Annotated in this window: 11 protein-coding genes; 2 read left to right on the top strand and 9 right to left on the bottom strand. The window is 49.1% G+C overall.

Features of this window, described 5'->3' with window-relative positions:
* Positions 1 to 8: 8 nt before the first annotated feature.
* From ACI4J0_RS04150 to ACI4J0_RS04115, 8 genes are all read right to left on the bottom strand, one after another.
* Positions 9 to 3,551 carry a PD-(D/E)XK nuclease family protein gene (locus ACI4J0_RS04150; protein WP_439764555.1) on the bottom strand — a complete coding sequence of 1,181 codons (3,543 nt, stop codon included), beginning with the start codon at positions 3,549 to 3,551 and terminating at the stop codon, positions 9 to 11.
* Positions 3,552 to 3,625: 74 nt separating this feature from the next.
* Positions 3,626 to 5,320: a MutS-related protein gene (locus ACI4J0_RS04145; protein WP_439764554.1), complete on the bottom strand. Its 1,695-nt coding sequence runs from the start codon at positions 5,318 to 5,320 to the stop codon at positions 3,626 to 3,628.
* Positions 5,321 to 5,323: 3 nt separating this feature from the next.
* Positions 5,324 to 7,063, bottom strand: coding sequence for an Rqc2 family fibronectin-binding protein (locus tag ACI4J0_RS04140; RefSeq protein WP_439764553.1), 1,740 nt, complete (start codon positions 7,061 to 7,063; stop codon positions 5,324 to 5,326).
* On the bottom strand, positions 7,053 to 7,898 hold the full coding sequence (locus ACI4J0_RS04135) for a putative RNA methyltransferase (RefSeq protein WP_439764552.1): 846 nt from the start codon (positions 7,896 to 7,898) through the stop codon (positions 7,053 to 7,055). Before ACI4J0_RS04135 ends, ACI4J0_RS04140 begins: the two co-directional genes overlap by 11 nt.
* Before the next feature lie 15 nt (positions 7,899 to 7,913).
* Positions 7,914 to 8,699, bottom strand: a complete 786-nt coding sequence (locus tag ACI4J0_RS04130; protein ID WP_439764551.1) for a Nif3-like dinuclear metal center hexameric protein — start codon at positions 8,697 to 8,699, stop codon at positions 7,914 to 7,916.
* A 16-nt stretch (positions 8,700 to 8,715) separates the two neighbouring features.
* A complete protein-coding gene (locus ACI4J0_RS04125; RefSeq protein ID WP_439764550.1) occupies positions 8,716 to 9,657 on the bottom strand; it encodes a hypothetical protein in 942 nt (313 codons plus the stop codon).
* Position 9,658: 1 nt separating this feature from the next.
* Complete coding sequence (locus ACI4J0_RS04120; protein ID WP_439764549.1) at positions 9,659 to 10,339, bottom strand: class I SAM-dependent methyltransferase; 681 nt, start codon at positions 10,337 to 10,339, stop codon at positions 9,659 to 9,661.
* 78 nt (positions 10,340 to 10,417) lie between these two features.
* Positions 10,418 to 10,627, bottom strand: a complete 210-nt coding sequence (locus ACI4J0_RS04115) for a DUF1858 domain-containing protein (RefSeq protein ID WP_432649856.1) — start codon at positions 10,625 to 10,627, stop codon at positions 10,418 to 10,420.
* A 136-nt stretch (positions 10,628 to 10,763) separates the two neighbouring features.
* Here ACI4J0_RS04115 and ACI4J0_RS04110 point away from each other — a divergent pair, with 136 nt between their 5' ends.
* Both ACI4J0_RS04110 and ACI4J0_RS04105 read left to right on the top strand, forming a co-directional pair.
* Entirely contained in the window at positions 10,764 to 11,474 is a 711-nt protein-coding gene (locus ACI4J0_RS04110) for a rhomboid family intramembrane serine protease (RefSeq protein WP_439764548.1), read from the top strand.
* Positions 11,461 to 12,012: a DNA-3-methyladenine glycosylase gene (locus ACI4J0_RS04105; protein WP_439764547.1), complete on the top strand. Its 552-nt coding sequence runs from the start codon at positions 11,461 to 11,463 to the stop codon at positions 12,010 to 12,012. Before ACI4J0_RS04110 ends, ACI4J0_RS04105 begins: the two co-directional genes overlap by 14 nt.
* Before the next feature lie 204 nt (positions 12,013 to 12,216).
* On the opposite strand, the gene ACI4J0_RS04100 is transcribed toward ACI4J0_RS04105, so the two are convergent.
* On the bottom strand, positions 12,217 to 13,139 hold a 923-nt coding region (locus ACI4J0_RS04100), incomplete at its 5' end, for a glycoside hydrolase family 9 protein (RefSeq protein ID WP_439764546.1).

Raw genomic sequence — 13,139 nt, 5'->3', positions numbered from 1 at the left:
TCCTTTCGTTAGTTCTCATCTTCGGTTTTGGCGGCGGGGAAAATGCTGCCGCTTCTGGTTTTGGGAGAGGGATAATTTCCGCAGACCTCCGCATAATCGCAGTTGTCGCAGGGGCAGGCGCATTTCAGCTTTTTATTGCTCAGGGGACTTGCAGGGATATATCCCTCGTCAAGAGCCTGCGCAAGCCCCTTGAGAAGGGTCTCTGCCTTGTTTATATCGGCGCATAGCTCCTCCTCGGTGAACACGTTTGAGACCTGCGCTTCTCCGTCCTTGAATTTAAGCTTTGCGGGAATAAATACCTCGCTGTCGCCTGTACATTCAAATATATCGTTCTGCATAGCGGTCAGAATGTTTTCGTCACCGAGAATTTCGCCCTTCATTCGAAACGAGCTCATTTCCGTCTGCCGGGGGGAGATATCGTCATTCCTGTTTTTCATTGACAGCTTCGGTGCTTTCATGGGCACGTACATTACTCCCGCCGCTTCAAAATTCCGTTTGTCGGGGTCACTTGTGCGTGTCAGCGCCCAGAGGTAGAAAAACATCTGCATATTTATTCCCAGGTCAAGCTGCTCTCTTACAAATTCCTTGGAGCCTGTTTTGTAGTCGATTATCCGCAGATATATCCTGCCGCCGTTTTTTTCGTCAATATATGCGTCAACACGGTCTGCTGTGCCCGAGAAATCAATGCCCATACCTCCCTCTCTGTCGGATATTGCGGTGCGGGGGGCAGCTTTCAGCTTTTCGGAAAGACGGATGTAAATTTCCTCTGCGGAGCCCGAAAGAGGGCTATCCTTACGAAAATCAGCTTCGGAAAAATCGTCATCGGGAATGCTTCGGTATGAAATACCCACAGGCAGCTCGCAGGCAACGGGAACAAAGTCTGAACGCATAAGCTCCTCCTGCATATGGAGGATCACCTTTAACATAAGCTCGGCGGCAATGTCCAGATAAAATTCAAAGCTGTTTTTCTTTGCAAAGCCGCCGCCCAGGTCGTCCCTGATATATTCATGGGCTGAAAGGGCTATGGAGCCCAGGATATCTTCCTTTGAAAGCCCGAGAAAGCTTTTCTTGGAATTTTTTGTAAAGATATCCTGCATACATTTGTGGATAATATTTCCCTGTATTATAGGGTTAAGGTCATTTTTCGGCAGCGGATATATGCCCAGACCCTTTTTGCAGAAAAACATAAAGGGGCATTTGCTGAAATCCTCAAAGCGGGAGGGGGAGATACGTGCATTTGAGCCGTAAAGCCGCTTGTTAAGCTCTTTGTCGCTTATGCAGTGGTCGGTGCCCGTGTCGATGGAGTCTATGTATTCAAATCTGCTTTTATAAACGGGGTCCTTTGAAAGCTCCGCGCGGACTGTGGCGAAATCTGCATTTTCCGCGTCAAAGCCTGCGGTGGCTGCGGCATAGGCAGACTCCTTTGTGCGGCAGAAAAAGAGCATATCAAGCTCATCTGTATTTATCCGCCTGACGTCCTCAAGAGTACAGCATATCTCGGAAATAAGGGCGGAGGGGTACATAGGGGAGCCGTCCGAAGAAGCCGCCTCGAAGGAAACGTACAGCTTTTCCGAGGGACTGCACAGAGCCTTGAATGCATTAAAGCGCTCCTCCTCGATACGGTTTTTCACATCTCCCGAAAGGTCATGCTCGGACTGCCTGAAAAATTCTCTTTCCCTCTCGGAAAAGGTAACGCTTTCTCCTGTCACATAGGGGAAAACGCCGTCATTTGCGTGCATTACGAATACTATTTTCGGCTCGGACAGACGGGCAAGGTCAGACTGCTGTGCGGCTACCGAGTCAAGGGCTTCGGGGGGGCTTGAAAGGGTTATGCCCGATGCGCTGAGGGTGAATATCTCGCGAAATTCCGAAAGGGATATCTTGTCGGGCAGGGCGGTCTCAAGCCCGGAAAGGATACCGTCAAGCTGAGCAAGGAGCCGTTCGTTCTCACGCTTTTCAAGCCGTTCATCAAATGAGAATTTGCCGCTTGCTTTCCCGTTTTCATCGGGTGGGAGAGAGGTGAATTCAAGAAGATTTTCCTCTGCGGGTATGGAAGCCATAAAGCGGCGTATTGCTCTGCAAACTTCCGCACCCGTCTTGTCCGCGCAGTCCTTTCTCAGAGCGATCATCGGCTCAAGGAGCCTGTTTTTGATATCGTCAATGCCCTTGTATGCTTCGTCCGTTTCGGGAAAGGTCTTTTCCCATAGCTCACCGTCAATATCCCATGTGTAGCAGTAATTTTCAAGCTTTAAAAGCTCCTCGTCGGGCTCAAGGGAGTAAATGCTGTGCTTTTCTCCGTCCTTTTCGTATTCCTTCGGGGGCTTTGCAAGTCCCGTTTTTGCGTATCGGAGGAGGGCTTCGGTGGATATGCGCTTTGCGGAGGCAAGCTCTAAGGCAGCGTTTATCATTATCATCAGCCGCTTATGTGCCGCAGACTGTTTCTTGTCGGAATAATAGGGGATATCGTATCTCTCAAATGCTGCGGAAAGAATGGAAATATCATCGTTCATACTGCGGCTCAGCACTGCGATATCCTTGTATCTGAGCGCTTTATCCTCGGAAATGAGCCGCTTTATCTCTGCGCATATGTAGTCGCATTCCCCGTAAATATCGGGAGCGCAGACTACGGTGACTGCCTCACCCGAAGCGGCATTTTTGACTTTGGGGAGTCTCATGAGCTTATCCGAAAGTGCAAAAAGCCCATCGCTTTTATATCGCTTGTTTTCGGTAAATTTCTTCGTTTCGGTCTTAACGTCAAGCTTATCGGCAATGGACATTATCCTTGCGGCGGTCTTTGTCACCGCTGTAAAGGGGGAATAGCCCGTTTGCGAAAGGCGGTCGGCGGTAAGGCATACTGTCAGGTCTGTGCAGTCTTTGAGCATTGTTTCCATAAGACCGTACTGGTCGCCCGTGAAGCTTTTGAACTCGTCCATAAAAATGCTCATACCCTTGAAATATCCGCATTCCCTTGCATAGTCCGCAGCGATGCGGGGATCGAGCATAGGGTCCCTCAGCGAAAGCTTTGAAAGCTCCTCGGTAAATCTTGAGTAGATAAGAAATACGTCCGTCAGCTTATCACGCATATTTTCGGGAGCTTTTCCCGCAAGCTCGCCCATTATTTCGGGGGTAACGCCGCTGTGGATAAGCTCGCTTATCATGGTCAGGGCGGAGGCGGTGAAATTCGGTCGTGAAGCCTGCTTTTTGTAATAAAGCAGAGCGTCCTCGGATACCGCTTTTTTGATCGTCTTGTACATAACCGCGGTTTTGACGGTGGAGTCGGCTGCCTGTCCCTCGGGAGCATGACTATGGCTGAAAATATCCCTCACCAGACGGGAAAATGACCACACCTCGGTATTTCCGCTGTTGAAAAGTCCGCAGCCCATGGAATTATAGAGCATATGCTCGTATTCAAAGGTGAACTGGTCGGGGACGATAACGCATATGCTTCTGCTTTCGCCCGATTTGCGTATCAGCTCCGCTTCTTCCCTTATCCTTTTCATCATTGCGGCGGATTTGCCTGTGCCTGTGGTGCCGTAATAAATATTCAGCATTAGTCTGACCGTCCTTTATCTGGAGTTTTATGTACATTATAGCATATTATCTGTGTAAATATCGTTACAGTATCTCAGCTTCTGTGAACTCTCCTGCGGATATTTTCGGCGTTTATCCCGAAGGAGTCGAAAATATCCTTCGCATAGCTCTGCTTTAAGGGCTCGCCCCGTTCTATTCGGTAAAGCCGCTTGCCGCTTTCCTTGTCCACCCCTGCCACAATGCTTACGGGCATACTTCTGCAGTCGGGGTCTGCGGCGATATCGTCACATCTGTAGGCAAGGTCGGTTATATGTGTTGCATAGATTCCCCTTACGCCTATGATACAGAAAATACGGGTTATCTCTGCTGCTATCTCGGCACATTCCTTGGGAGTTGTGCTCTGAATGGACTCGTTCATAAGCAGAAGGCTGTTTTCGGTGATAAGGTCACTTATCTGCTTTAGATCCTTTATCTCGTTGGTAAAGCGGCTTGCGTTTATGCCCGTTTCCTCCTCCTTGGGGAAATGGGTGAAAATGAAGTCGCAGGGACAAATTTTACAGCTTTCCGCGGGAACGTAAAAGCCTGTCTGAGCCATAAGGAAGCATAGTCCCGCACCCCGGAGAAAGGTGGTCTTTCCGCCGTTGTTTGCACCCGTCAGGATAAAAAATCTTCCGCTGTCGTCCATAGTAAGGCTGTTTCGCACCACAAGGTCATCGCCCTTTGCCTCGGAATCTGACGCCGCCGCTTTGAAATAAAAGCAGGGGTCGAAAAGGTCTTTAATTTCGGCAGTTCTTGGGGTGTCCGTAAATTCGGGGCGGCACATTTTTATTCCTCTTGCATCGCAGGTCATGGCTATCTTTGCAATGCCGTCATATATCTCAAGCTGTCCCGTAAGCATTGAAAGCCTTGAGAAAGACAGCCTGTCATAGGCTTTCAGCGCGCCTTCAAGCCTCTTCATATATGCCGATGTAAGCTTTTCGAGCGCTTCGAAAAGCGCCTTGTCCGCCTCGCTCAGAAATCCGTCCTGGTTCGGCAGACCCGAGCGGAGCTTTCCCGACACCACAGTATCGGAGTAGGCGCTTGTCTTGTAAAAAAGCCTGTCGAAAACATTGAGCTTTTCCCCTGCGGGCTTGTCGGAATAGCTGACTATCCCCGCGGAAACGGGACGCATTTCCTGATTGAAATTTATGGCAACGGTGACGGAGCGTATCTTCTTTGAAAATGCTTCTTTAAGCTCGGAAATGTCACGCTTCATCTGAGCAAATTCCTCACATTCGCAGCGCCCTTTTATTATCTCAAAAAAGCTGCGGAAGGCTTCGGAGCGAATGCCGCCGCCAAGCTCTTCTGACAGGCTGTTAAGGCTTTCCATGCAGGAAATGTAGGAGTCCAGCATTTCAATTCTGTCGCTGAGGGCTGTGAAGCTGTCGGGGGAGCCGTTGCCGCCGCTGTTTTTGCTCTCGGTCTCAAGAAGCTTTTCAGCCGCGCTGTGAACGGCAGGAGAAAGCTTTGGATTGTTCATCACGTCCTCGAGAGCGTCAAGGCGATAGTTTATCACCTCGGTATCGGTGCACATTTCGCGGAAAAGCTTCTGCACGTTCTGAGGATTTCTGCGGCATATCATAGAAGCCACCGTATCGGTCATAAGGTCGTTTATATATGTGCAGGGGAATTTGTCCGCAAGCTCAGTCCTTCGGCGGTTCAGAGCGTCACGCTTTTGGGCCGTGGGATAAAGCAGGTCGGGAATATCGGGGAGGGGAGAGGTCTTGTCCATATCAAAGCTTCCTTTCATTTATCAAAGTTCTTCGGTATCAAGCGGCTTTACATAAAGGGTCCTGTTGTTTGTGAATATTACCATGCCGGGCTTTGCGCCTGCGGGCTTTTTGACGAATTTCGCAGGAACATAGTCCACAGGCACCTGCGCCGAATTTTTTGCGCTGCTGTGAGCGGCGGCAAGCCTTGCGGCGTAATAGACAGTCTCGTCGGGAACTTCTCTTCCCTCAGCCCGGATGATTACGTGGGAGCCTGTGATATCCTTGGTGTGGAGCCAGATATCGGTCTTTTCGGCGGTTTTGAGGGTAAGGATATCGTTCTGCTTGTTGTTTCGTCCCACCAGTATCGTAAAACCGTCGGGAGATGTGAATTCCAGCGGGGGAGCGGGCTTCGGGGGCTTCTGCTTGCCCTTGGGCGCCCTGATATAGCCCTGCTCGGCAAGCTCGGCTCTCAGCTCGTTAACGTCGTTTTCCGTTACCGCTCTCGAAAGGGCGTCCGAAACGCTGGAAATATACCGGAGCTCCTCCTCGCCCTGTGCGATAAGCACCTTGAGACGCTTTTCCGCATTGTCCGCCTTGCGGTAGCCTGCGTAATACTTCTGCATATTCTGTGACGGCGTGAGCATCGGGTCCAGCTCAACCGTTATCTTGCCGCAGTTTTCATCATAGAAATTCACGCAGGTAAACTCCTTCATACCCTTTTGGAGCGTATAGAGATTTGCGGAGATAAGGTCGCCGCGGAGCTTTAATTCCTCACGCTCTTCCGACTCTTTAAGCTCCAGCCGCTGATTTTCCGTTCTGCGGAGTATCCTGTCATAGGTATTTCCCAGCAGCCTGAAAAGGTCCTGATAACGCTGCTTCATTCTTGCGGCTCTGTCACGCTCGGAGTAGAATTTGTCAAGAGTTTCGCAGGCGGTATCGCAGGGAATTGTTTTCATAAGCTCCCCGTACTGCTTGATACCTGTAAAGCAGAAATCCTTGAGAGCGCCATCGGGGTCGGTAACGATGGTGTATTCCCGTCCGCCCTCATAAAAGGCGTTTCGGGTGCTTATTATCTCGCGGATAATGCTGTCAACAGTCACATCGTCAAAGTCCTCGGAGGTGATGTCCCTGCCGCCTGCGGCTCTGTATATCCATTCCCTTGCGAGAATTGGGGAAATGCCCTCGAATACGGAAATAAGGCACTTTGCCGCAGATTTGCCCACGCAGGCTTTTATCCGCTCTCTCATATCATTTTCGTCCGCAATGAGGAAATTGAGCCTTTCCTCTCTGGGGGGAGCGGTGTAGGTCATATTGGGCAGGACAAGCCTTTCACGGCTCATAGCGTCGTCCACTCGCTTCAGGCTGTCGATTATCTTTCCGCTTTGGTCGATAACGATAAGGTTTGAATATTTTCCCATGATCTCGCAGGCAAGGGTAACGGTAACAACGTCCCCAAGCTCGTTTACGGTCTCAAAATCAAGGAAAAGTATTCTCTCAAGTCCGTCCTGCCTTACAGCCGTAAGCTTGCCGCTGCCCAGGCGCTTTCTCAGAAGCATACAGAACATGGGGGGGACTTTGGGGTTTTCGATAGGCTTTGCCGTTATATGGATACGTGCGGAAGCGGCGTTCACGCATATGAGAAGCTTTGAGCTGCCCGTTCTTGTGCGTATTCCTAAAACTATCTCCTCCTTTGAGGGCTGGTAAATTTTTTCTATCCTGCCTCCCACAAGAGGCATAAGCTCCTGCTTTACCGCCAGGAGAAATGCACCGTCAAGCGCCATTTGTATCAGTTCCTTTCCTGTATATAAGCACCTCGAACTCAGCTTCTGTTTCAAGGCTTTCAAGCCGGTTTACACGCTCATGTCCCTCGACACCCGTTTTGTAATAATAGGGGGTCATTGAGAAAAGGCTTTTTATGTCCTCGTTATTGTCAATATAAATTCTGCGGGATATTTTTCTGCTTTCTGTAAATTCAAAGCCGTCAATATCATAATCCGCTGTCTCGTTTTTGTACGGCTTATCGTATACTGCTTCTTTAAGGCTGAAAAGGTGGTTTTCACCGGGGATAGCCATAATAAGGCTGCCGCCCTTTTTCAGCACCCTCAGATATTCCTCCCTGCAAAAGGGCGCAAACATGGTCACAAGCACATCTGCCGAACCGTCTGCCATGGGTATATGAAAAACGCTTGCCGCCGCAGTTTCGCAGCTGTCAATTCCTTTGAAACGCCTTGCCGCCGCAGCGCAGGCGAATTTTGAGATGTCCACAGCGCACAGCTTCACATCGTCCGTCTTTTCTCTTACGGAACGGTAAATTTTCTCGGTGTAATATCCCTCGCCGCAGCCTGCGTCAAGGATAAGTCCTCCCGTGAAATTTTCCGTCACAGCCCTGCTCATTTCCTCAGCAAGGTGGGAATAATATCCCCTTGACAGGAAATCCGCTCGGGCTTTTACCATCATTTTGTTGTCCCCCGGGAGCTTTGCGTTCATATCCTTTGAGAGCAGGAGATTTACATAGCCCTTTGAGGAAATGTCAAAGGAATGTCCCTTTTCGCATTTATAGGAATGTTCTCCCCGTTCAAGGGGCAGGCGGCATACGGGGCAGATAAATCCGCTCATTTTTTCAGTCCTTTCTCATAGGATATAGCTTGCAGGGTCGGTGCAGCTTTTCGCTTCGGTAATTGTTATTTCGGGAAAAGCCTCGGAAAGCAGCTTTTTCATAATGCCGCAGAATATCCGCTCTGTATGGAAATGTCCGCAGTCGATTATGGTAAAGCCCTCGTTTCCCGAGTCGATAAATGCGTCGTGCTTGAAGTCTCCCGAAATAAGTGCGTCGGCACCCTTTTTCTGAGCAAGTCCAACAAAGCTGCCTCCCGAGCCCGAGCTAACGGCGATTTTTCGTATCTCCCTGCCGCCGTCCGAAAATCTCACCGCAGAGCAGCCGAGAGCCGCTTTTGCCCTTTTTGCGGCTTCTTCGGGTGACAGGGGAGCTTCAAGCTCGTATATCCTGCCCACGGAAAGCCCTTCTCCCGTTTCCTCAAGGGGGACAGAGCTGTCGGATAATCCCAGCGGCTCCGAAAGCAGGTCATACAGCCCCTTGTTCATTCCCAGAGGGGACATATCAAAGGGGGTGTGGGTGCAGATGGCGGAAATTCCTGACCGTATCATTCTGCCTGTGGGTGAGCCTGCCATTACGGCTTTAAGGGGCGTGAAAATAACGGGGTGGTGGCTCACGATAAGCTCCGCTTTTTCCGATATCGCTTCGTCTATCACATGGTTTGTGATGTCAAGAGCGGTTATAATGCGGTGAACGTCCATATCCGGGTCGCCTGCAAGAAATCCGCTGTTGTCCCAGCTTTCCTGAGTGGAAAAGGGGATAACGCTGTCTATAAAATCATAAATATCCCTTACCGTTGTCATATTTACAGTCCTTTCCTTATACCTGCCGTCCCGAGCCTGCCGCAGCGGCTGCGGAGCAGAGAAGGTTGTATCTCACGATATCCCTATACTCGGGCTTTGCCATATAGTAAACATACTGCTCGGCAAGGTCGGGGAAAATATTGCCCCTGCCCTCAAGCTTGAAGTTCACAAAGCCCATGGGAGCGTATTTTGTGTAAATATCCTTTGGAGAAATGTGGAGAGGGGAGCTTCTTCTCATAAAGGCGTTGTTGTTCATATGAGGGCATTTCCATTCCTCTATCTTTGCTGTGCCCTTTCGTATCCTTTCAAGCTCCTCGGGGCAGCAGTGCTCAAGCTGGTATTTGCCGATAAATCTGTAATGCTCTCCTCGTCTGGGGCAGCTCGGAACGCACACCGCATTGCAGAGAAGCTCGCATTTTTCCTTATGAGGAAGGGCTTTCAGCACATCAAAATTATTATTGAAATTATAGTCGAGCACCACAAGGCTGTAGTCCTTCTCAAGCTCGGCTTTAAGCTCCGGAACACCGGTTATCTGCTTGCAGGTGGAGCTGGTTATCTTCATTCGCGGGTGGGTCTGTCTGATATGCTCCTCAAGAAGGGGCGAAAAAACGATGACCTCGTTTAAGCCGTTGTCGGCGATATCAAGCACCCTGTTGCAGACGGGGTCCGCAAGCTCCTTTTCGGTTATCAGGGGATTTGTGAAGGTGAGACGGCAGGGAATACCCAGTGCGTTAAAGCGTCCCAGATACTGAGGGACTGCCCTTTCGGCAGTGCTTATATCCATATATCCAGCCATAATGCGTCCGCCGTTCCATATCACAGGGAATGAGTCAAAAACGCTGGCTATCTCCACCCCGTCATAAAACATCTGCGGAGCCTTTTTGATCATACCTATAAGGGTCAAATTCATAGTGCCGTCAAATCTTTCCATAAAATTCGGAATGTGAAACTTTACCATATCAAAGCTGCTCCTTTTCGCACATTTCTTTGAGTTCCCGGGATAATTTCATAAGCTCTGCCGACCTGACCGGATATTTTTCCTTCATTCCCTCGGCGGACCTTGACAGCCTGTCCGACTGCAGAAGAATATAATCCCTGTCCTCGGGAATACAGGAGTCAAGCCTGCCGATGATCTCTTCGGCAGGGGAGAGAGTACGGCATACTCCCGTATAGCGGCACCTTATGACCGAGTAGATAAATCTGCCCTCTTTTACGCCCTTTTCGCAGTCGGTCTCAAAGCCGTTTTCCGAGAGGAATTTTCTCAGCTCCGACGCCCTTGTCATAGGCTGAAGGATAAATGCCGCACCGCAGCTTTTTGTCCTTTCGTCTGCGGCGATTATCCTTGAGATAAGCTCGCCCCCCATTCCCGCAATGACGATATCCGTCACGCCCTCAAGGGGAACGTTTTTCAAGCCGTCAGACAGGAAAAAATCCGCCTTGTCCGAGATGTTTTCTTTCCTGAATACGCATTTTGCCGCTTCAAGGGGCATTTCGTTTATATCGGCGGCAATTGCCCTGCGGCATTTCCCCGACAGGATAAGATGAGCGGGGAGATAGCCGTGATCCGTGCCGATATCGCATATAATATCTCCCGTGACAAGCTCTGCGCACAGGAGAAGCCTTTTGTCTTTAAGTATCATAGAAAAACCGTCCTGAATCAAACCTAAATAAAAATCGGGAAACGGCATTTTACCGCCGCTTCCCGTTTTGCTCAGAAATTATGCCTTCTGTGCGAAATGCTCGTTAAGCTTTGCAACGAGAGCGTTAACGTCTGTTCCGTGAACGGCGCAGGCGTCGGCAATAGACTCGCCTCTTGAAGCGGGGCAGCCCAGGCAGTGCATACCGATCTCGAAGAAGTAGGGAGCGGTGTCCATATCGGTATCGAGGATATCGCCGATGATGGAATCGGGAGTTACAGTGTAGCTCATTGTTTTAAAACGACCTTTCATAAAATATTATGTAAATATATTATAACTCATTTTTTTGATTTTTGCAATAGTTTTCCTTGAAATATACAAATCATTGTGGTATAATTTTATTATCTTTTAAAAAAGGAGCTTTCAGATGGAATTAAAATACAAGATCAAAAGGTTTTTCCGGAATATTGCCATTGAAAATCTTATGACCTACATTGCCGCTTCAATGGCAATAATTTTCGTAGGCGACCTGTTTACCGACGGAATGCTGTCGCTGTATCTGTCCTTTGACAAAGCGGCGATACTGGAGGGACAGGTGTGGAGGCTCATTACATTTTTGATGCTTCCCGATACTGCAAGTCCCATATGGATAGTGTTCTCGGTCTATTTCTACTACTTTATCGGAAAGGAGACGGAGAACGAGTGGGGCAGCCATAATCTTACTATGTATTTCCTGCTTGGAGCGGCGCTGCTCATAATCTCGGGCTTTGTAACGGGATATACAAGCGCTTCATATCTGTATTTCTCCCTGTTCCTTGTTTACGCTCATCTTGATCCCCATCATCGGTTTATGATGTTTATGGTGATACCCATCGAGGCAAAGTGGATGGCGCTTATCGATGCTGTGTTTATGCTTTCGGGATTTATAAAAGCGTTTGCGATCTATCCCATATTCCCTTTACTTGCTTTGGGTATGCAGCTTTCGGTGGTCATTGCATTTCTTGTGTACGGCATATTTTTCGGCAAGGATCATTTCGGCGGAATGGTTAACAGGTTCAGGCACCGTGACTTTTATCGTGAAATGAGACAGAACAGGATAAAAATGTCACAGAACGAGAGAGACGATGATGAAAAGTAAGTATATTCCTCTGGGAGCGGAATTTTTCCGAAGGGACTGCCTTGAGCTTGCACCCGACCTGGTGGGAAAGCTTATCGTCCGTAAGACAGGGGACGGGGAGCTTGTGCTGCGGATAACCGAGACCGAAGCCTATCGGGGCGAGGAGGACACTGCCTGTCACGCTTCAAAGGGGCGCACTCCCAGAACGGAGCTTCTCTATCGTGAAGCGGGAACGATATATGTTTATCTCTGCTACGGTATGCATTGGCTTTTTAACATCATTTCGGGGGAACGGGAGCAGCCCCAGGGCGTTCTTATCCGCGCCTGCGAAAATTACGAAGGACCCGCAAGGCTCACGAAATATCTGAGGATAGACAAAGCCTTAAACGGCAGCTCTGTTATCGGGAACTCCGAGATATGCATTACCGATGACGGCTTTCGCCCCGAGATAGAGCGGCGCAGACGTGTGGGGATAGATTACGCCGAGGAAAAGGACAGAAACGCCCTATGGCGCTTTGCAGACAAGCGCACAAAGGATGTGCTGAGAGCAAAAAAATAAAAGAGTTCTTCGGTCGATCGAGCTGCCATAAAGAAGTTTTCGCGATCACGATAATGACAGATACAGCAAATCATCAGGCTGCCACAGAAAATCGCCCGAAGCGATACTGTGGCAGCTTTTTTTGATTTGATACAAAGTATCGGATAATTTTAAAAATGTCGGCACGGCTGTTTCTGACGAAGACAGGTTCTTATACTATGGTTTTTATTCTTTTGCTGTCTGCATTGCAGCTGCAAAGATCAGTGACGACTGATAGTAGATAGAATTCTCATCTGTAACCCAATCAAGTGCCGTATCGGAGTGGCACTTGCCCGGAAAACGTGATATAATGCTGCCATCGTACATATTTATTCCGCCGGGGGTGTAGCCTTCGGGAAATTCTTCGATACCGTCCTCGCCGAAAATCCCGCTGTATGTACGTTTGATGCTGTTTTCGCCTATGCCTGTCACAAAGGATCTTCCGGTAGGATTTATACCGAATATGAAGTTGACAGTTTCCGAAGCAAGCTTTTTTGACTCAGCTGTATTTCCGTCCAGAAAATGATCCGTAATGTACATTTCCATCGCAGTATTTAATGCGTTGGAGTTGCTTCCCCACCATAATGCCCAGTCAGGCAGCGGAGTTCCCCATGGATTTGCACGGGCATTGGACAGAATATTCTTTTTCCAGGTGTTGAACTTCTTGCTTATCCATTCAGTGATCTCGGCGTCTTTGTTTTCACAGGCAAGATATTCGGCAAGGGCAAGCTTTGTCATATTATCGGAGCCGTGTCCGAATGAGTTCATATCATAAGCATTAAAATTTTTGTAATTCTCTCGGATATAGTTGTGATACTTTTCCTCGCCTGTGGCATAATACAAGGTACACGCAGCAAAGAATATCTGGTGGTCGGTCTTGTCGCTGCCGTAGGTCCCCGATGATGTTATATCGGGATTTTTTATGGCATATTCCCAACCCTTGACCGCAGCGGAAAGCAGCTTTTCGGCATACCCGGAGTCAACGTCCTTGTAAGCTGTATGTGCAAGGGCAAGCGCGGCGGCAGCGTTTGCGGTTGTGCCTGCGGCTTTGATGTTTCCTCCGTCACCGTTTGCAAAAGTGTCAACAATAGCTCTGCTTCCGTCATCGG

Origin of the sequence: Huintestinicola sp. (assembly GCF_051882455.1) — a bacterium.
Classification (GTDB): Bacteria; Bacillota; Clostridia; order Oscillospirales; family Ruminococcaceae; genus Huintestinicola.
This window is presented reverse-complemented; position numbering and strand designations above follow the sequence as displayed.

Bases quoted from the DNA above. Each gene is read 5' to 3' on its own strand.
- ACI4J0_RS04115 (WP_432649856.1), bottom strand. From the start codon at position 10,627: ATGAGCTACACTGTAACTCCCGATTCCATCATCGGCGATATCCTCGAT.
- ACI4J0_RS04120 (WP_439764549.1), bottom strand. From the start codon at position 10,339: ATGATACTTAAAGACAAAAGGCTTCTCCTGTGCGCAGAGCTTGTCACG.
- ACI4J0_RS04125 (WP_439764550.1), bottom strand. From the start codon at position 9,657: ATGGTAAAGTTTCACATTCCGAATTTTATGGAAAGATTTGACGGCACT.
- ACI4J0_RS04130 (WP_439764551.1), bottom strand. From the start codon at position 8,699: ATGACAACGGTAAGGGATATTTATGATTTTATAGACAGCGTTATCCCC.
- ACI4J0_RS04150 (WP_439764555.1), bottom strand. From the start codon at position 3,551: ATGCTGAATATTTATTACGGCACCACAGGCACAGGCAAATCCGCCGCA.
- ACI4J0_RS04145 (WP_439764554.1), bottom strand. From the start codon at position 5,320: ATGAAAGGAAGCTTTGATATGGACAAGACCTCTCCCCTCCCCGATATT.
- ACI4J0_RS04105 (WP_439764547.1), top strand. From the start codon at position 11,461: ATGATGAAAAGTAAGTATATTCCTCTGGGAGCGGAATTTTTCCGAAGG.
- ACI4J0_RS04110 (WP_439764548.1), top strand. From the start codon at position 10,764: ATGGAATTAAAATACAAGATCAAAAGGTTTTTCCGGAATATTGCCATT.
- ACI4J0_RS04140 (WP_439764553.1), bottom strand. From the start codon at position 7,063: ATGGCGCTTGACGGTGCATTTCTCCTGGCGGTAAAGCAGGAGCTTATG.
- ACI4J0_RS04135 (WP_439764552.1), bottom strand. From the start codon at position 7,898: ATGAGCGGATTTATCTGCCCCGTATGCCGCCTGCCCCTTGAACGGGGA.